Origin of the sequence: Faecalibacterium sp. An192, assembly GCF_002160175.1 — a bacterium.
Lineage (GTDB): Bacteria > Bacillota > Clostridia > Oscillospirales > Ruminococcaceae > Faecalibacterium.
The window spans coordinates 34512-51666 of sequence record NZ_NFKB01000004.1 but is presented as its reverse complement, the minus strand read 5'-3'; the positions used below and the strand labels follow the sequence as shown (position 1 = coordinate 51666).

At 60.6% G+C, this 17155-nt stretch carries 19 protein-coding genes; 2 read left to right on the top strand and 17 right to left on the bottom strand.

From position 1 onward, the window contains the following. Positions 1-36 precede the first annotated feature (36 nt). The 12 genes from B5F27_RS02385 to B5F27_RS02330 all read right to left on the bottom strand — a co-directional run bounded on the left by B5F27_RS02385 (position 37) and on the right by B5F27_RS02330 (position 9277). On the bottom strand, positions 37-417 hold the full coding sequence (locus B5F27_RS02385) for an Asp23/Gls24 family envelope stress response protein (protein ID WP_087245751.1): 381 nt from the start codon (positions 415-417) through the stop codon (positions 37-39). Between the two features lie 321 nt (positions 418-738). Further along, a complete protein-coding gene (locus B5F27_RS02380) occupies positions 739-1380 on the bottom strand; it encodes a SpoIIIAH-like family protein (RefSeq protein WP_087245753.1) in 642 nt (213 codons plus the stop codon). 104 nt (positions 1381-1484) lie between these two features. Then, positions 1485-1997, bottom strand: coding sequence for a stage III sporulation protein AG (locus B5F27_RS02375; RefSeq protein ID WP_242962035.1), 513 nt, complete (start codon positions 1995-1997; stop codon positions 1485-1487). Between the two features lie 5 nt (positions 1998-2002). Then, positions 2003-2482: a hypothetical protein gene (locus B5F27_RS02370; protein WP_087364422.1), complete on the bottom strand. Its 480-nt coding sequence runs from the start codon at positions 2480-2482 to the stop codon at positions 2003-2005. Position 2483: 1 nt separating this feature from the next. Continuing rightward, positions 2484-3575, bottom strand: a complete 1092-nt coding sequence (locus B5F27_RS02365) for a hypothetical protein (RefSeq protein WP_087364420.1) — start codon at positions 3573-3575, stop codon at positions 2484-2486. Continuing rightward, positions 3557-3943, bottom strand: a complete 387-nt coding sequence (locus B5F27_RS02360; protein WP_242962033.1) for a SpoIIIAC/SpoIIIAD family protein — start codon at positions 3941-3943, stop codon at positions 3557-3559. The genes B5F27_RS02365 and B5F27_RS02360 overlap by 19 nt, the downstream gene beginning before the upstream one ends. A 10-nt stretch (positions 3944-3953) precedes the next feature. Further along, entirely contained in the window at positions 3954-4148 is a 195-nt protein-coding gene (gene spoIIIAC / locus B5F27_RS02355; protein WP_087228655.1) for a stage III sporulation protein AC, read from the bottom strand. Positions 4149-4180: 32 nt separating this feature from the next. Further along, positions 4181-4666, bottom strand: coding sequence for a stage III sporulation protein AB (locus tag B5F27_RS02350; protein ID WP_087364416.1), 486 nt, complete (start codon positions 4664-4666; stop codon positions 4181-4183). Then, complete coding sequence (locus B5F27_RS02345; RefSeq protein WP_087364414.1) at positions 4663-5559, bottom strand: ATPase, T2SS/T4P/T4SS family; 897 nt, start codon at positions 5557-5559, stop codon at positions 4663-4665. Before B5F27_RS02345 ends, B5F27_RS02350 begins: the two co-directional genes overlap by 4 nt. Before the next feature lie 157 nt (positions 5560-5716). Next, positions 5717-6946 carry a SpoIVB peptidase gene (spoIVB, locus tag B5F27_RS02340; protein WP_242962032.1) on the bottom strand — a complete coding sequence of 410 codons (1230 nt, stop codon included), beginning with the start codon at positions 6944-6946 and terminating at the stop codon, positions 5717-5719. After that, positions 6943-7818 carry a hypothetical protein gene (locus B5F27_RS02335; RefSeq protein WP_087364412.1) on the bottom strand — a complete coding sequence of 292 codons (876 nt, stop codon included), beginning with the start codon at positions 7816-7818 and terminating at the stop codon, positions 6943-6945. Before B5F27_RS02335 ends, spoIVB begins: the two co-directional genes overlap by 4 nt. Position 7819: 1 nt before the next feature. Continuing rightward, entirely contained in the window at positions 7820-9277 is a 1458-nt protein-coding gene (locus B5F27_RS02330; RefSeq protein ID WP_087364410.1) for a spore germination protein, read from the bottom strand. Positions 9278-9378: 101 nt separating this feature from the next. Between B5F27_RS02330 and B5F27_RS02325 the strand changes: the two genes are divergently transcribed. Then, entirely contained in the window at positions 9379-10074 is a 696-nt protein-coding gene (locus B5F27_RS02325; RefSeq protein WP_087364408.1) for a YetF domain-containing protein, read from the top strand. A 16-nt stretch (positions 10075-10090) separates the two neighbouring features. Beyond that, positions 10091-10459, top strand: coding sequence for a DUF4363 family protein (locus B5F27_RS02320; protein WP_158098179.1), 369 nt, complete (start codon positions 10091-10093; stop codon positions 10457-10459). A gap of 92 nt (positions 10460-10551) precedes the next feature. On the opposite strand, the gene nrdR is transcribed toward B5F27_RS02320, so the two are convergent. The 5 genes from nrdR to B5F27_RS02295 form a co-directional block, all read right to left on the bottom strand. Next, positions 10552-11013, bottom strand: coding sequence for a transcriptional regulator NrdR (nrdR, locus tag B5F27_RS02315; RefSeq protein ID WP_087245772.1), 462 nt, complete (start codon positions 11011-11013; stop codon positions 10552-10554). Between the two features lie 56 nt (positions 11014-11069). Beyond that, complete coding sequence (secF, locus tag B5F27_RS02310) at positions 11070-13388, bottom strand: protein translocase subunit SecF (RefSeq protein ID WP_087364404.1); 2319 nt, start codon at positions 13386-13388, stop codon at positions 11070-11072. Between the two features lie 155 nt (positions 13389-13543). Continuing rightward, positions 13544-14824, bottom strand: a complete 1281-nt coding sequence (locus tag B5F27_RS02305; RefSeq protein ID WP_087245776.1) for an aminotransferase — start codon at positions 14822-14824, stop codon at positions 13544-13546. Positions 14825-15041: 217 nt separating this feature from the next. Continuing rightward, the gene (gene clpX, locus B5F27_RS02300; protein ID WP_087245778.1) at positions 15042-16373 is read right to left on the bottom strand and encodes an ATP-dependent Clp protease ATP-binding subunit ClpX; all 1332 of its coding nucleotides are present in this window, start codon (positions 16371-16373) and stop codon (positions 15042-15044) included. Positions 16374-16418: 45 nt separating this feature from the next. After that, positions 16419-17018 carry an ATP-dependent Clp protease proteolytic subunit gene (locus B5F27_RS02295; protein WP_087364401.1) on the bottom strand — a complete coding sequence of 200 codons (600 nt, stop codon included), beginning with the start codon at positions 17016-17018 and terminating at the stop codon, positions 16419-16421. Positions 17019-17155 lie beyond the last annotated feature (137 nt).

The window sequence follows — 17155 nt, the reverse complement described above, 5'->3', positions numbered from 1 at the left end:
AGAGGCCGGTTTTTCTGGTTTGATTCTATTTTGGGGTTATTCAGCGGCTGCGTCCGCCTGCTCGGCGGCAAGGCCTGCAATGATCAGGTTGACCCGGCTGACCGTGACCCGCGTCATGTTCTGGACGGCGTTCTTCACGTTCTTCTGGACCTTTTCGGCCATGACCGGAACGCAGGTGCCAAAGCGGACGATCAGATTCAGGGTGATGTCCGCCGTGCCTTCCCGCATTTCCACCGTGACCGGCGACTGAATGTTGACGATCTCCAGCAGCTCCTTGGCCTTTTTGCTCTGCTGTCTGCCGCAGGAAACATCAGCCACCCCGTCAATCTCCATCGCTGCACAGCGGGCGATCTTGGCGATGACGTCGGTAGAAATCTGAAGGCTCCCGCCCATAAGATCCATGTTCTGCATATCCATTCTACGGTCCTCCGTTCATTCCGGCTCGATTGAATGCTGTTGCTTGTGTCAGGCTACTGCACACCCCGGCCTTTGTTTTGTTCTGCCCCGCACCGCAGCCTGCGCCGCGGCTCCCAGCGCCAGCCGGCATCCCGCCTGCTGGGTGCTGTCTGGATTTTGGGGGCAATGAACCATTCTGCAGTTATTATACCATCCTTTTTTCATTTTCACAACACTCAGACCATCAAAAATGTATTTTGAAATTGGACTGACTGCCAAAAGCTTCTCTTTATGCCGGTCTGTATCGCGCTGGAACGTGCCCTTTCGGCAGAAAGATGATTTTTACTTCACCTCCACCACCGTGATGTTCTGGGCGGTCACGTTGCTCTTGCTCATGACGATATCCCGGATCTGTGCCACCTGGGCCGCTGTCAGCGCCTCCCCCGAGGTCATCACCGTCAGATCGGCCCGCCCCGACTGGAGGAAGCACAGGCAATCGGCAAAGCCTTTGGCCTTGATGAGGGTCTCGATCTCATTTTCAGCGTTGATGTCCTCCAGATTGGCGGTCATCTGTGCGGTGTACTCCGCCTTCTCGGCGTCGGACAGGGAGGAATTTTTGAGGGTCTTTTGGATGGTGTCCAGGGCCTCGTCGTGGGCCTTTTCCCGCTTGAGGCGAGCTTCATCGAAGAACTGACTGCCGGTGTCGTTGGCCACACTGACCAGCTGGGCCTCGCCATAATTTTTGTTGGCAGCCGATGCGGCCTCGGCCTCGGTGAGCAGAGCGTCGGTCACCTGCCCCGAGCTGGAGGACGAAGAATCCGACGCCGCCGACGATGCGGAAGAGGTGGCCGCGGCGGCGGTCTCCACCGCCAAGGTGTCCATATCGGTCCGGGCATACTGCCAGTTCAGGTAACAGGCCACCGCCAGCGCGGCAGCCAGCGTCACAGCAGTGGCACGGCGGGTATTTTTAGCCATACTTCTCATACAATGGTTCCTCCCTCAGGTTTGTTGCAGTTTTCGCATTTGCAGAAGAATATGCAGGCATCACCGGGGCAATACCGGCGCGGGATATTTGTGCTCAAAATGTACTAGCTGCGCTGCTCCACGCAGATCCGGTTGGACGGCACATCCAGCAGTGCGGAAACCAGCGCGGTGATCCGCGCTTCCACCCCCACGTCGCCTCCCCCGTCACAGACAACCGCCACACCGCAGACGGTGGGCAGATAGACCGTCTCCTCCAGAGCGGTGCCGTCCTCCAGCAGGACGTGGGTCTGCTGGCTTTGGTCCCCGCCGGTCTGGGTATCCGTTGCATAGATCCTCTCCTCCCCGCTTTCCAGTGTAATCATGACGGTGGTCTCGCCTGCCCCGTTGATCTGTTCGATCAGGGCCGCCAGCTGGTTTTCCAGGCTGGCCCGGTAGGAGTCCGCGGTCTGCACCGTCTCCCCTCCGGGCGGGGCGGCCGAGCCGTCGGACGCGGGCCACAGCTCGCTCAGCAGGATCAGCAGCATGGCAGCGATCCCCAGTAGGACAGCCAGAGAGGCGGCCCGGGGCTTTTCTCTTGCCCCTTTCATCCAGCCTGTCAAACGTTCCTGCAGGGCCATTGTGTTCACCCTCCTTCCGCCTGTCCGGTCCAGGCAATGGCTTCCGCCCCGGTTTCCAGCGTATTGCAGAGCAGCTCCTGCACGGCAGTGCGGTCCTGCTGGGTGGTCCCGGCGGGGGCGGACACCTCCGCCCGCACCACCTGCACGCCGGTCTGTGTGGACGCCAGCACAATATCCAGGATCACAGCTAGACCGGTCTCCTCTGCAATCTGTGCTTCCAGCCGGTCGGCAAGGCTGCGCTGGGCCTGCTGCAGGACAACATCCTCCATGGTGCCAAAGCTTGCAGCCGGCACATCGGGCGGCGTAAAAGAGGACACCCCGGCCCGAATGCTGGGCAGGGCATGAAAAAGGGCTACTAGAATATATAGCCCCGCCGCAGCCTTTATGCACTGGCGGCCCCAGACGTCTCCCAGCAGCCGGCCCACCAGCTCGGCGCAGATGCAGGCGGTGCAAAACACTGCCACGGCTGTCTTGAGCTGCTGCATCTCAGCCACCTCCCACCATAAACAGCAGCGCTGTTCCCAGCACTGCAATCCCAAAAACAAGGGCTGTGGCCGCCGCCAGCCCCTGCACAGCCTCCCGCAGGCAGTTGAACAAGGCGGCACAGCGGCCGATGCCCGCCGCGCTGCACAGCATCTCGCAGCCAAAGAGCAGCACCGCATGGACCATCAGAATCATGTACAAGGGCAGGAACTCTGCCGCCAGAAAAGCGATGGCCGCAAAGCCCAGCCCGCTCTTGAGCAGCTGGATGCCGCTCAGGACGGTACTGGCGGCGTCACTGAGGCTCTGGCCGATGATGGGCACCGTGCCGGTCAGCAGCTGACCCAGCTGTTGACTGGTCCGATCCAGCTGACAAGTAAAAATCCTTTGCAGGCCTAAAAGTGCTCCAAAAGCCCGTCCAGCCCAACTCAGCCCTTTGCGGAACAGTCTCCCCACCCCGCGGCAGGCAGCCGATAACGCAGCCTCCGTACTGATGCAGCAGGCCGTACTCAGGGCCAGATAACAGTGCAGAAGGGGCGGCACCCAGCTGCAAAGAAGTTGGGTCAGCAGGCACAACCCGGAGAGAAAGAGTCCTCCCGCCGCGGCGGCCGCAGTGGCCTCTCCCCCCGCCAGCAAGACTCCTTCGTAGACCGGCACAAACCCCAGCAGGAAGACCCGCCAGCTGTCCAGTTTTTCACAGACCGTTTCTGCCAGCGCAGCCAGAGCCGTCCAGCACAGCAGCGCGCTGCCCCCTGCGGCGGCCAGGTCCAGCAGATCAGCCTTGTCCTCCCCCAGAAAAAAGGAGATGAGCATCACCAGCAGCAGAAACAGAAAAACCTGGGCATAACTGCCCACTGAGTCCCGCACAGTCCGCATCATATCTCCCGGAAGAAGCCGGCGCACCGCGTCCAGCGGGTCCTCCACGAAGTCTTCCATCTCCACAGGGGCGTCGTCCAGATAGGGCTGCCAGCTCTCACTGCCCGGCAGAAGGGCCTGTCCGTTCTGTGTCCCGGCCGCCCGGGCCGCCGGAGAACCAACCACCATCATCACTGCCAGCGCCCCAGCAAGGATGGTGCGTTTCAACCGGTCAATTCCCATATCATTCCACAGACCTCCTCCAGCAGGGGCCAGAGCGCCGCCAGGGTCAGCACCCGGCCCGCAAACGCCGTGCACCAGGCCAGGACCTCAGCTTCGGCCTCCTTGCAGATGGTGCAGGCATAATCGGTCAGGAGCAGGACGCCTGCACAGCGCAGCAAACTAGCAAACGCGATCCCATCCACCCGTCCGGCCAGGGCCGTCAGCCCTGCAATCATCCCCTGCAAAAAGAATACAAGGCGTCCCAGAATCACCACGCCTGCCGCCAGCGACAGCAGCATGGCAAAGGCGGGGGACTGCCTGCACAGCAGGCCATACAGGAGCGCCGCAGCAACCGCCAGGCCCAGAGTGGGCAGCAGACTCTCCATCATTGCCGCAGCCCTAGAGGGCAAAGAGGGACTTGATGGTCACAAACAGGTCGCTGATCTGCTGCACCAGCATGGACAAAACCACCACCAATCCGGCCAGGGTGGTCATCATGGCCTGATCCTCCCGGCCCGAACGGATCAGCAGCTGGTTGAGGACCGCTACAATGATCCCTATGGCGGCTATCTTAAACACGAGGTCGATCTCCAAGCCCTTCATCTCCTTTTCGTTTGGCGTTTCCTTTACAGCACCAACAGCCCCAGCATCGCCCCCACCGCCAGGCCCAGCCGCCGGTCCAGGCTGGCGGAGCGATGTTCCTCCTCCCTGGCCTGGTTCAGAAAGCCGTCAAATCGTTCCCGGTAATAGTCCAGGCGGGCGCACTCCTGTTTGGCGTCGGCATGGCCCAGACCGCCGAAACAAGCGGCAAAACAGGCGGCCTCCTCTTCCCGAAGGGTGGAGGGCGGCTGCATCTGTCCAAAGCCTTCTGCATCGCGAAAAACCTTCTCCAGCGGACCGCCTGGGCTGCCCCCCGCCCTGAGAACGGCATAAAGCCGGTTCAGGTCGGTACGGCGATAGGCAATTTCCTGTCGAAGGCGGGTCAGCAATTCCAGGGCTGCTTCCAGTGCGCGCCGCCGGGCGGTGAGCTTCTGCCGCCGGGCCTCCCCCACACAGAATCCTCCCACCGTCAAAAGTACGGCCGCCGTCAGGCGAAACATCGCGCCGCTCATAAGGCATACACCCCGGCAATCTGTCCCGGGGCTTGTCTGCCTGCCAGCTGGACGATGGCCCGCAGCATCTTCTGTTCCTTCATGTAAGCCACCTGGGGACGGCAGAGAGCTTCTTCCAGGCTGGAGGCGTGGAGGCTGGCTATGTAATCCACGCCGCTGAAAAAGCCCTGTTCCAGGCCGCGCACTTCTTCCATACCGCCCAGCTCATCCAACAGAATAACCTGCGGCGCCAAGGTGCGCAATGTCATCTGGACCGCCTGTTCCTTGGGCAGGCCCGCCACAAAATCCACCGGCGGCCGGCTGATGTTTTGCGCCGCTGGCCAGAGTTCCTCCCGCTCATCAATCACAGAAACGGCTTTCCCTTGTCCCGCCAAAAAGGAAGCAATGCTCCGCAGCAGGGTGGTTTTGCCGCTGTCCGGTTCGCCGGACACCAGCAGACCGGTGAAGTGCCCATTCAGCATTTGGGTGAGCTGGGGCGGCAGAACAACCTGTTTGATCCGGGCAATCCGAATGTTGAGGGAATGCACCTCCTGCAATACCACCCCTTCCTGGGGATGAGAGAGATACCGCCCTCCCACACCCACCCGATGTCCGCCGGGCAGCGTCAGATAGCCCTCGGCCAGCTCATTTTGATGGGTATGAACCGAACCCCCGCAGAGCGTATAGAGGATTTCCTCCATCTGGGCCTGGGTGGGACGCAGGTTTTGCAGCCCGGACGGGCAGCCGGGCAGCTGCTGAGCCGGGCAGAGAGCTCCCCCGATGTTCAGCCAGACCGGACAGCCCACCCGCAGGCGCACCTCATGCACCCGGCCTGCCGTCTCTGGTCTGACTGCGCCCAGCGGCTCCGCCAAATAGCCGGGCAGCGCCTTTACAGCCTGTTTGTATGCTTCCATGGTGTTTTCCTCCCCGGCGCGCCTTTGGCCGCCGCCCCGGTCTGTCCGGGTTACCACACTATATGGGACAGCCTGTCTGTTTAGAACTGCGTGTCCATCCCCGGCAAAAAAGACCGCCGAGCCGCAAAAGGCTTGGACGGTCTTGGATATGTCAGTCTCAATCGGCCAGCTGTTCGGCCTGGCTCAGCATGGTCTCTGCAAAAATGGCATAGCCGCGGGTGGGATCGTTCACCAGAACATGGGTCACTGCCCCCACCAGACGGCCATTCTGGATGATGGGGCTGCCGCTCATTCCCTGAACGATGCCGCCGGTTTCAGACAAAAGGTCCGGATCGGTCACATGAATCACCATATTGCGGACCGACTCGGCATCGGAGACCTTTTCAATTTCCACGTCATAGAGCTTAGCGGTCTGGCCCAAGGTGGTAGTCAGGATCTGGGCCGGGCCGGTGACCACTTCCTGTGCAAAGGCCACTTCCATCTCCTGCCCTGCAAAGGCAGAGCGGGTTTCACCATAGACGCCGTTCTCGCCATTGATGGCAATGGTGCCCACGGCATGGCTGCCAATGAACTTGCCTTTCAGCTCGCCGGGGCTGCCGGCGGTGCCAATGGTGCAGCCCACAATCTCACAGGGGACAATTTCGCCGCTGCGCAGGGCAATGCTCTGGCCGGTATCTCCATCGCTGATGGAGTGGCCCAGACCGGCGAACACCTCATTTTCCTCATCAATAAAGGTCAGGGTGCCCACGCCGGCGGAAGAATCCCGCACCCACATGCCGGCACGCCATTCCCCTGCCAGCGAATCCCAGCATGGGGTGAGGGTGGTCTGCTGCTGTTCGCCGTTTCGGACATAGACCACCCGAACCGGTTGTCCGGCAGCTGCCTCCAGGGCAGCTTTCACCTGGTCGTTGCTCTCCGTATTGGTATCTCCTATGCAGATCACCCGGTCACCCAGGCGCAGGCCCGCCTCTTTGGAGGGGTTGACCGGTGTGCCGTTGGCGTCTGTAATATCGGTGAAGCCTACCACGAGGGCTCCCTCCGAGAACATTTTCACTCCAAAGGGGGTGCCGCAGACGGTGACAGTCCGCCGGGGCGTGATGACCGCCTGTACGGTTTTGACCGGGAATACCCCCCCAATGGACAGGGTGGTCTGATAGCTGCCCACCGTCTGGGTGCTGACAACGTTCCGTGTGCTGCCGCTGCCCAGGGGCTCAATATAGGCAAAGCGGGGCAACTGCAGAGCCTGCCCCGGTTCCAGAAGAATGTGATCCGGGAGGCTGTTGTACATCCAGCCCAGAGCGACCGCCGATGCGGCCAGCAGATAGGCGGCACAGGTGCGCCGAATCCGGCGGCCTGCCCCGGCCTTGGAATTACTTTTCTTTCTCACGTTTGTGCTCCCTTGTTTTGATTCCTGATGCAGGCATTCTTTTCCATTCCGCTGTTGCGCTGCCAAAGCGTGCGCAGCACAAAAGCCAACAGACAAATCCTCCACAGAGCCGCCGCCAGCCACAGCAACAGCAGCAGCGCATCCAAACGGGAAAAATACCCCAGCGCCCAGGCCCGCAGCAACTCCAAACCGGAATAGTCCGGCCCGGCGGCCTGACCCAGCACCAGTTCCAGCACAAAAGCATAGCCGGCCTGTACGGCATAACTCCAGAACGGCAGCAGGGCGCCGCGGCGCACCTTTTTCCCCTGGCAAAGGAGAGGCAGGGCAAAGTATTCCGGATAAATCAGGATTTTGGGCCAGCCGTCCGCCCACAGCGAGGGGTCCTCTGCCCCAAAGAGCCGGTGCCAGTGCATTTGGTCCCAGAGACCCGCCAGACAGGCCAGAATCCCGGCGGCCAGCAGCCACCAGATGGCCCGGGCCGAGCGGTCCAGAGCGCTGCCGTTCATCTGCCACGAAACCAGCAGCAGAACCGGCAGCACAGCGATCAGGGCGTTGGAGCCAAAATGTTCCCGGCAGACGATCTGGGCAGCGGCTATGGTACGACCGGTCTCCAGGGCAAACCAGGCAAAAAAGCCCCACCCTGCCAGTTTGGGCAAAAAGCCCTGACCGCTGAACAGACCAAACTTTTCGGCCAGAGCTGCAAACAGTCCTGCTGCAGCGGCCAGCCCCGCCGTACTCAAAAATCCCAGCAAAAGAATGCTGCGGGCCCCATAGGCCCCGGCGGAGCTGTAGAAACATTCGGCCAGGGATGCCGTTACCAGGCCCAGGCCCAGCGCAGAAAGAGAGAATCCTCTGTCTTGTTCCTGCTGCATCTCATCCCCTCCTCTGCCAGATGTTGAAGGGCTGGCGGGACATCTGCCGATAGTCCCGCCGGATTACGCCATCGTCGGCCAATGGCTTATGAGGGAACGGATGCTGTGCCAGATAGGGCACACCCATGGCCGCCACCTCCGAAAGGCTGAACAGGAACACCAGAAAGACCCCCGCCAGGCCCACCGGCCCGGCCAGTCCGGCGGCCGTCACAACCACCAGCCGCAGCAAGGTGGCCGGTTCATAGAGGGACGGGGTGATGAACAGCGCCACCGACGTGATACAGGCGGTCAGGATGACCGGCGTACTCATCAGCCCGGCGGCCACGGCGGCGTCTCCTATAATCAGGGCCGCCACTAGGCTGACCGAATGGCCCAGCGACTGGGGCATCCGCAGGCCGGCCTCCCGGATGAGCTCCAGAATCAGAATCACCATCACCATCTCGGCAAACAGAGGCAGCGGCGTCCCCTGTTCGGCGGCGGCGATTTTGGAGAGGAGTTGGGGCGGGATCAATTCGGGCAGGTAGACCGCCAGGCAGACAAAGATCCCCGGCAGAAAAATGGTCAGGTAAAAGGACACGTATTTCAAAATGCGGATGAAGGAGGAGAAAAACGCCGTGGTGGCGTAGTCATCCAGGCACTCGAAATTTTCTGCAAAGAGGGCCGGGAGAACCATGGCCGACGGGCTGCCGTTGACCAGGATCAGGATTTTTCCCTCGCAGAGTTTGGCGGCCGCCACGGCGGGCCGTTCGGTGTAGCTGACCGGGGTGAACAGCCGGTAGCGCACCGGCAGCAGCCACGGCACAAAGTAACTGGAATCCAAAAGCAGCTCGGGCCTGGCCTCCTTCAGAATCTCCCGCACCTTAGCTACCATCTGGGCGTCCGCCTTGTCCCGCTGATAGCACAGGGCGTATTCGGTTTTCATGGCGGTGTCCGCCTGGGCCACCTCCATTACCAGGTTTTCGCTGCGGATCAGACGCCGCAGCAGGCTCAGATTGATTCGCAGCAGGTCCGAGAATCCCTCCCGGCTGCCGCGGAGATTTCCCTCCCCGGAGGGCTCCCCCACCGAGCGAAATTTCAGGTTCTGAACCGCAAAGGCCATCCCCTGTTGGCATCCGTCCAGCAGCAAAACCGCAAATCCCGCCGTCATCCGCATGATGACATCATCCAGGGTCCGCGCCGGGGTGCTCTCGGCCGGCAGATCGGAATGGTGCATCAGGTAATCGTACACCTGCTGGCCGGGGGCCAGGTTCTCCTCAAAATCGGTGAACTGATCCTCCCGGTTGACTGCGTCCAGCAGCAGAGTCCACAGGGACGAAAGGCTCCCCATGCCATCAAACAAAAGGATGGCCGCCGGACAGCCGCAGATGCTGATCTGCTTTGCATAATAATCGGCTGAGGCGCCAAACATGGTATTGAGCGCCGCCAGATTCTCGCTGAGTTTTGTCGTGAGCTGCTGCATCTCTACAGTTTCACCGTCCTTTTCTGATTGCAAACCCAGTATGCCCGAAAGGCCCTGGATTCATACTCCCCCATTCCCACTCAAAAGGAGGACTGTTCCCTTTGAAGCTGCTGATCTTCCGCACCTTGTTGATTTATCTGTGCGTTCTGTTTGCCATGCGTTTGATGGGCAAGCGCCAACTGGGCGAATTGCAGCCCGAGGAGCTTGTCTCCACCATGTTGATCTCCAACCTTGCCTCCATTTCCATCGAGTCGGAGGAGGTGCCCATCACCGCCAGTCTGGTCCCTCTGTTCCTCATTGCGCTGCTGGAACTGCTGAGCTCGGTGCTCAGCTTCTACAGCCAGAGCTTTTCCAATCTGGTGGCCGGCCGGCCCAAAACTGTCATCCAGAACGGCAGGATTGACCAGCAGGCTCTGCGGATGCTCCGACTGTCCGCCGCCGATCTGCTGGAAGCTCTGCGCTCCAAGGACATTTACGATCCGCGGGACGTCTCCTACGCCATTGTGGAGACCAACGGCACCTTGTCGGTGGCCCTCAAGCCGTCCAGGGAACCGGCCACCCTCTCGGACCTGGGCATTGCCGTCCAGCGGGCACAGGCCACCATCCCCTTTGTGGTGGACGGGCAGGTGCTGGCCGACAATTTACAGTTTTGCGGCAAGGACATGGACTGGCTGGAGCGCACCGCCACAGCCAACACCCTGATGGTCAGCGAAATTCTGCTTTTGCTGGGCAATGACACCGAGGACTATTTTCTGCTGCGAAAAGAAAAAGGCGCCCCTGCCAAGGGCGCCCAATGACAAAGGAGCTGATACCATGAAACGGATCTGGCTGTGTCTTGGGATCACGCTGGGAATTTTCATTCTGATGGGTTACAGCACCTTCAAAGTGCGGGCCTTTGCGGATCAGGTTACCATCCAGGTGGAGGCCGCCGTCACCGCCCTGGGTCAGGACGATCTGCCTGCTGCCCATCAGGCCGTACTGGACGGGGCCGCCCTCTGCGAGGACATGCGCCGGAGCAGCGTCCTCTTTCTGCGCACCGAGGATTTCATCGAGCTGGAATCCAGCCTGCGGGTGGCCGCCAGCTATCTGGCCGAGGGTTCCCGGGAAGAAGCGCTGGGCGAATTGGGCCGGGCGGCTTTTCAGGCTGAGAGCATCGACTGGCTCACCCGGCGCTGGCTCTGAGTCCGCTTTTCTCCCTCTCTGACAGCAAAACAGCCCGGATGCAAAATTGCATCCGGGCTGTTTAAGGGTTTATGGAGTGGTTGGCCAGAGACTCAGGGCTTGCGGTCCTTCATCAGTTCTTCCAGCTCTGCAAAGAAGCTCTCCACATCCGCAAAGCGGCGGTAAACCGAAGCGAAGCGGACGTAGGCCACCTCGTCGATTTTCTTCAGCTCCTGCATGGCCAGTTCGCCGATCTGGACGCTGCTGACCTCCCGGTCATAGCCGTTGAGCAGGGTCTGCTCGATGTTGCTCACGGCCTGTTCCAGCTGTTCATAGCTGACCGGCCGCTGGGCACAGGAGCGGAGCATCCCGTTCAGAACCTTCTGGCGGTCAAAGAGTTCCCGCGAGTTGTTCTTTTTAATGACCATCAGGGGCAGCGTCTCGACAGCCTCGTAGGTGGTGAACCGCTTATGGCAGGCCAGGCACTCGCGACGGCGGCGAATCCGCTCGCCGTCTTCGGTGGGGCGGGAATCAATGACCTTGGACTCCTCGCCGCCGCAATAGGGGCATTTCATATCGTGTCCTCCATGTTGTCAAAGTGGTCCGGCCAGCCTGGCCAGCCGCCTGCAAATCAATTCTTGCGGCTGTCCTTCCGGCCGATCCAGGTAACCCAGGCCGAGGTGGAAACGCACAGCGAAGTATAAACGCCGCTGATCATACCCACCATCAGGGGGAATGCAAAGGTGAAGATGCTGTCCAGGCCATAGAGCACCGAGACAATGCACATGACCGACAGGGCTGCCACCGTGGTGATGGTGGTCATCAGGGTGCGGCGGAGAGACTGGTTCAGAGACTGATTCACCAGCTCACCGAAGGAGACCTTCTTGCCCAGGAGCTTCCGGTTCTCACGAATACGGTCGTAGATGACGACGGTATCGTTGACCGAGTAGCCCAGGATGGTCAGCAGGGCGGCGATGAAGTTGCCGTCCAGCGCCACGCGCAGCACCACAAACACGCCGAAGATCACCATCAGGTCGTTCAGCAGGGCCAGGATGGCCATGGCGCCGCCGGTCAGGCCGCCGATGTTCTTGAAGCGGAAAGCGATATAGATCAGGATCAGGGCCAGGGCAAAGACCACAGCCACCAGGCTCTTCTGCAGGAAGCGGGCGCCCATGGCGGGGCTGACGTTGCTTAGAGAGAGCTGGGCGAAGTTGTTGTCGGGGAAGCTCTCGGTCAGGTTGTCCAGCAGACCGGTCACCTGTTCGGTGGTGACGGTCTCGCGGCCGGGCATCGAGATCTTGAGGGTATCCTCACCGGTGGCCACATTCTCGCCGGTCTGAACGGTCAGGCTGCTGCTGTCCAGAGCGGTCTGGGCAATCTGCTTGACCTCAGACAGGTCAGGGGTGCCCTCATAGCTCAGGGTAATCATGGCGCCGCCGGTGAATTCGGTATCCATCTTGACACCCAGCACCGCAGCACACAGGACGATCACTGCCATCAGGCAGGCGGAGAAGGTCAGGAATGCCTTGCGCTTGCCCACAAAGTCGATCTGCTTGCGCTCCTTGGGCTGCTTGTCTGCGCCGTAGAGCCAGGGGTTCTGCAGAGCCTTGATGGAGGCCGCACCGGCGATCATCACGCGGGTGCAGAACACGCCGAACACAAAGTTCAGCAGAACGCCGGTGAGCAGCGTATAGCCGAAGGCGTAGATGGTGCCGGCGGTGGATGCACCGAAGGCGAAGAACACGAAGTTCAGCAGCCGGGCAAAGAAGCCGTCGGTGGGACCAAAGGCGCCCATCAGAATAATGGCCACAATCACGATGGTGACGTTGCCGTCAATAACCGGGGTCAGGCCGCGGGCAAAGCCGCTCTTGAGGGCGCCGGGCAGGGACTTGCCGTTGCGCAGCTCCTCCTTGATGCGCTCCGCCGTGATGATGTTGGCATCCACGCCCATGCCGATGGCCAGAATGATACCGGCAATACCGGGCAGGGTCAGGGTGAAGCTGTTGAACACCGGGAAGTAACCCGAGACAAACGCCAGGGTCGCGGCCACCTGGCCCAGCAGGGCCACGCAGGCCAGAGCGCCGGGCAGGCGGTACATAAAGATCATGATGGCAAAGATCAGGATGAAGGCGATGATGCCGGCATAGACCATAGCCTCCAGGCTGTTCTCACCCAGAGTGGGGCTGATGGTGGAGTAGCTGTCCACCGTCAGGGCAAAGGGCAGCGCGCCGGAATTGATCTGACGGGCCAGGGTGACCACGTCCTCCCGGGTGAAGCTGGACCCGGTGATGACGGCCCGGCCATCGGTGATGGCCGAGTTCACGGAAGCCACGCTGATGTTCTGGTCGTCCAGCCAGATGCTGATGCTGCCGCCCTCCTGGTACAGGCGGGTGGTGGCGTCGCCGAAGGCGGCTGCGCCGTTGGCGTCAAACTCCAGAGCCACATAATACTCCGAAGCGCCGCCGTTGGTCACCGGGCCATACTGGGCGGTGGCGTTCTCCACGCTGGAACCGTCCAGAATCAGGGCGCCGTCGGCGCTGCTCCCCTCCCGGAAGGTCAGGTAAGCGGTGGTGCCGATCTCCTGGATGGCGGCCTCAGGATCAAATGAGGTCTCATCGGACTGCCAAGGGAACTCCAGGATCAGGCTGTCCTGGTTGTAATCTGCATAGAGCTCGTAGTCGGTGATGTTCAGGGCCACCAGACGGTTCTCGATGACCGACTGGGCTGCATCCAGCTGCTCGTCGGTGGCATCAAAGCCGTCGGAGGGAAGGAACGTCACATTGACGCCGCCCTTGATATCCACACCAAAGCGGATATCGGACACGCCTTTGATGTAGGTGGTCGTCACATCTCCGTACTTCACCGACACGCCGAAGAACGCGGTGAATGCAAACACCACGATCAGCAGCACCGTGACCACGAGATGCCATGCTCTGCCTTTTGTCTTCATAAAATTTTGGAAACCTCCCAATTAAATAACCTCCCGCCCGCCGGTTTCCCGGACGGGCAGAGGAGATTTTTCAGGATGCATCTGAAAAGTCAAACAGGCCGAACCATGGCAAGCAAAGCGCTGGGGACTTTTCAGACCGGCCCCAAGCCAGAGGCTCAGGCCTTATTCTTGAGCAGGAGCTCAACGGTAGCCAGCCGGGTGCAGACGGTCAGCAGCTCGGAGGCCTGCTCCACCTCGCTCAGGCTGGGGTAAGTGGGGGCGATGCGCAGGTGCGAATCCTCGGGGTCCTTCCCGTAGGGGAAGGCTGCGCCGGCGCCCGTCAGCACCAGGCCTGCCTCCTTGCACAGCTGAGCCACACGCTTGGCGCAGCCGGGCATCACATACAGGCTGATGAAGTAGCCGCCCTTGGGGTTGGTCCAGTGGGCGATGTCGCCGCAGGGGGTCAGCTTCTGGGCAAAGGTGGTCTTGACTGCGTCAAAGCAGGGCACCAGACGGCGGCGATGCTTGAGCATGTGGGCCAGCACGCCGGCCTTGTTCTTCAGGAACCGCACATGGCGCAGCTGGTTCATCTTGTCGTAGCTGATGATCATGACCTCGAAGCGCTTGCAGACATACTTCATCATGTTGTCGCTGCAGGCCAGGGCCGAAACACCAGCGCCGGGGAACGTGATCTTGCTGGTGGAAGTGAACATAAAGACGCGGTCCTCGTGGCCGTAAGCCTTGCTCTCCTCCAGCAGAACGGGGGTCTCGATGATCTCATCGGTCAGGTGATGGACGATGTAAGCCTCATCCCAGAAGATCTTGAAGTCGGGGGCGGCGGTCTTCATGGCGGCAAAACGGCGCACCGTCTCATCGCTGTAGGTGTAGCCGTCGGGGTTGGAATACTGCGGCACACACCAGATGCCCTTAATGGTGGGATCCTCAGCCACCAGCTTCTCCACCATGTCCATGTCGGGGCCTTCCGGGGTCATGGGGATGTTGATCATGTCGATGCCAAACTCCTCGGTGATCCGGAAGTGGCGGTCATAGCCGGGCACCGGGCAGAGGAACTTGGGGTGATCCACCTGGGACCAGGGGCAGGGAGACTCGGGGAAGCCGAAGGTGTAGCCGATGCTCACCAGGAAGTACATCAGCTGCAGGCTGGAGTTGCCGCCCACAAAGACGTTCTCCGGCTTGACGCCCATCACTTCACCGAACAGTCTGCGGGCCTCGTACAGGCCCTCCAGGTTGCCATAGTTGCGGGCATCGGTGCCGTCCTCCGAGGTGTAATCGGTGGTTTTGAACAGGTCCATCGCCAGATCCATCTGGTGAGGGCCGGGCTTGCCGCGGGCCATGTTCAGCTTCAGACCCATGTTCTTAAAGTTCTGATAGGCGCTGCGCAGCTGCTTCTCCTCTGCCTGCAGTTCTTCGGTGCTCATCTCCAGATAATTTGCCATATTCAGTACTCCTTTACTATACTTTCTGTCCCTATCACCGCTGCTTTTCCTGCCAGAGGAAGCGCGGCGGAAACGCCTTTTGCATCGGCCGGACCTGCCGGCGCGATCCCAGACCTTATTATTATAGTACACTTTGCTTTGAGAAACAAGAATTTTACACGAAAAAAGCCCGGCCAGAGGGCTTTCATCCCCTGGCCGGGCCTGGATTTCAGGAAACTCAGTTTGCCGAAATCTGATTCTTATAGCGCTTGCGGACAGCGCCGTACTCCATGTGAGGTTCGCCGCCCTCCACCGTATCCTGGTCGATGGTGACCCGGACAATGGTGGGGTCGCTGGGCACGGCGTACATCACCGGCATCAGCAGGCTTTCCATCACGCTGCGCAGGCCGCGGGCGCCGCTCTTGCGCTCGATGGTCTTGCGTGCGATGGCCCGCAGGGCATCGTCGGTGAAGGTCAGCTCCACATTGTCCATCCCAAGCAGTGCCTTGTACTGTTTAACCAGGCTGTTCTTGGGCTCCTTCAGAACCCGGACCAGGGTCTCCTCGTCCAGGTCGTCCAGAACGGTGATGACCGGCAGACGGCCGATCAGCTCGGGGATCAGGCCGAACTTCACCAGATCGTGGGGCTCCACCTTCCGCAGCAAAGCCTTCTGTGCGTCGGAGGAATTGTCCTTCAGCATGCTGCCGAAGCCCAGAGCCGAGTTGTCGGTGCGGCGCTGGATGTATTTGTCCAGCCCGTCAAAGGCGCCGCCGCAGATGAACAGGATATTGGTGGTGTCGATCTGGATGAACTCCTGCTGGGGATGCTTGCGGCCGCCCTGGGGCGGGACGTTGCTGACGGTGCCCTCCAGGATCTTCAGCAGAGCCTGCTGGACGCCCTCGCCGCCCACATCACGGGTGATGGAGGGGTTCTCGCTCTTGCGGGTGATCTTGTCGATCTCATCAATGTAGATGATGCCGATCTGTGCCCGCTGCACATCGAAATCGGCGGCCTGGATCAGCTTGAGCAGGATGTTCTCCACATCCTCGCCCACGTAGCCGGCCTCGGTCAGGGTGGTGGCGTCCGCAATGGCGAAGGGAACGCCCAGCATCCGGGCCAGGGTCTGGGCCAGCAGGGTCTTGCCCACGCCGGAGGGGCCCAGCAGCAGAACGTTGGACTTCTGCAGCTCCACGTCATTCCCCTTGCCGCTCATGATGCGCTTATAGTGGTTGTACACCGAAACGGACAGAACCCGCTTGGCGTCGTCCTGGCCGATGACGTACTGGTCCAGACCTTCCTTGATCTCCTCGGGAGTCATGATGTTGATCTGGGCGGGAGCCGCCGGCTGAATCCGGGCACGGGCGCTGGGCGCGCCGCCCCGGCTGGGCCGGTTGCCGCTGGAGCGGTCGGGCTTTTCGCCCAGCAGATCGTAACACAGGTTGATGCACTCGCTGCAGATATTGACGCCGGGCCCAATGATCATCCGCTCGACTTCGTCCTGATGCTTGCCGCAGAAGTTGCAAACAAGGTCTTTTTCATTCTTATCTCTGCCGGAATTGTTATTTGCCATAGCTGTACTTTCCTTTATTGTGCGTTTCTGCGCTCAGCCCTTGGTTCAGCGTGTGGTGATAACCTCATCAACCAGGCCGTACTCCTTGGCCTGCAGGGCGGTCATATAGTTATCCCGCTCGGTATCCTCCCGGACACGCTCGATGGGCTGGCCGCTGTACTCGCTGAGCAGGCCATTGATCTTGTCGCGCAGGTAGACGATGTGGTCGGCATGGATCTTGATATCGGTGGCCTGGCCCGAGAGGCCGCCCCCCTGCCCGCCGGCGATCAGAGGCTGATGAATCAGAATCTCCGAGTTGGGCAGCGCAAAGCGCTTGCCCTTGGTGCCGCTGGCCAGCAGGAATGCGCCCATGGAGGCAGCCATGCCCATGCAGATGGTGGAGACATCGCACTTGATATAGCGCATGGTGTCATGGATGGCCATGCCTGCGCTGATGGAGCCGCCGGGGCTGTTGATATACAGGCTGATGTCCTTGTCCGGGTCCTGCCCCTCGAGGTACAGCAGCTGGGCGACAACCAGGCTTGCAGAAGTATCATTGACGTCCTCGCTGAGGACGATGATGCGGTCGTTCAGCAGACGGGAGAAGATGTCGTAAGAGCGCTCTCCGTGGGCCGTCTGTTCTACAACGTAAGGAACAAAACTCATAACAGTTCGCCTCCTGAAAATCAAATTGGATTCGCTATTTTTGCAAAATTGACCGATGCGGCATCAAAAAACCGCCGCATCGGTCAATTTCAACAACATGTGCACAGGCAGGATGCGTTTCGCGCTTTTCTGCCCGG

What these genes read in the sequence shown, in the direction of transcription:
- secF (WP_087364404.1), bottom strand. Translation starts at nt 13,388, where the DNA reads ATGAAGACAAAAGGCAGAGCATGGCATCTCGTGGTCACGGTGCTGCTG.
- nrdR (WP_087245772.1), bottom strand. Translation starts at nt 11,013, where the DNA reads ATGAAATGCCCCTATTGCGGCGGCGAGGAGTCCAAGGTCATTGATTCC.
- B5F27_RS02305 (WP_087245776.1), bottom strand. Translation starts at nt 14,824, where the DNA reads ATGGCAAATTATCTGGAGATGAGCACCGAAGAACTGCAGGCAGAGGAG.
- B5F27_RS02380 (WP_087245753.1), bottom strand. Translation starts at nt 1,380, where the DNA reads ATGAGAAGTATGGCTAAAAATACCCGCCGTGCCACTGCTGTGACGCTG.
- B5F27_RS02295 (WP_087364401.1), bottom strand. Translation starts at nt 17,018, where the DNA reads ATGAGTTTTGTTCCTTACGTTGTAGAACAGACGGCCCACGGAGAGCGC.
- B5F27_RS02375 (WP_242962035.1), bottom strand. Translation starts at nt 1,997, where the DNA reads ATGGCCCTGCAGGAACGTTTGACAGGCTGGATGAAAGGGGCAAGAGAA.
- B5F27_RS02350 (WP_087364416.1), bottom strand. Translation starts at nt 4,666, where the DNA reads ATGAGCGGCGCGATGTTTCGCCTGACGGCGGCCGTACTTTTGACGGTG.
- B5F27_RS02335 (WP_087364412.1), bottom strand. Translation starts at nt 7,818, where the DNA reads ATGCAGCAGGAACAAGACAGAGGATTCTCTCTTTCTGCGCTGGGCCTG.
- B5F27_RS02370 (WP_087364422.1), bottom strand. Translation starts at nt 2,482, where the DNA reads ATGCAGCAGCTCAAGACAGCCGTGGCAGTGTTTTGCACCGCCTGCATC.
- B5F27_RS02360 (WP_242962033.1), bottom strand. Translation starts at nt 3,943, where the DNA reads ATGATGGAGAGTCTGCTGCCCACTCTGGGCCTGGCGGTTGCTGCGGCG.
- B5F27_RS02320 (WP_158098179.1), top strand. Translation starts at nt 10,091, where the DNA reads ATGAAACGGATCTGGCTGTGTCTTGGGATCACGCTGGGAATTTTCATT.
- B5F27_RS02330 (WP_087364410.1), bottom strand. Translation starts at nt 9,277, where the DNA reads ATGCAGCAGCTCACGACAAAACTCAGCGAGAATCTGGCGGCGCTCAAT.
- B5F27_RS02385 (WP_087245751.1), bottom strand. Translation starts at nt 417, where the DNA reads ATGGATATGCAGAACATGGATCTTATGGGCGGGAGCCTTCAGATTTCT.
- B5F27_RS02365 (WP_087364420.1), bottom strand. Translation starts at nt 3,575, where the DNA reads ATGGGAATTGACCGGTTGAAACGCACCATCCTTGCTGGGGCGCTGGCA.
- B5F27_RS02345 (WP_087364414.1), bottom strand. Translation starts at nt 5,559, where the DNA reads ATGGAAGCATACAAACAGGCTGTAAAGGCGCTGCCCGGCTATTTGGCG.
- clpX (WP_087245778.1), bottom strand. Translation starts at nt 16,373, where the DNA reads ATGGCAAATAACAATTCCGGCAGAGATAAGAATGAAAAAGACCTTGTT.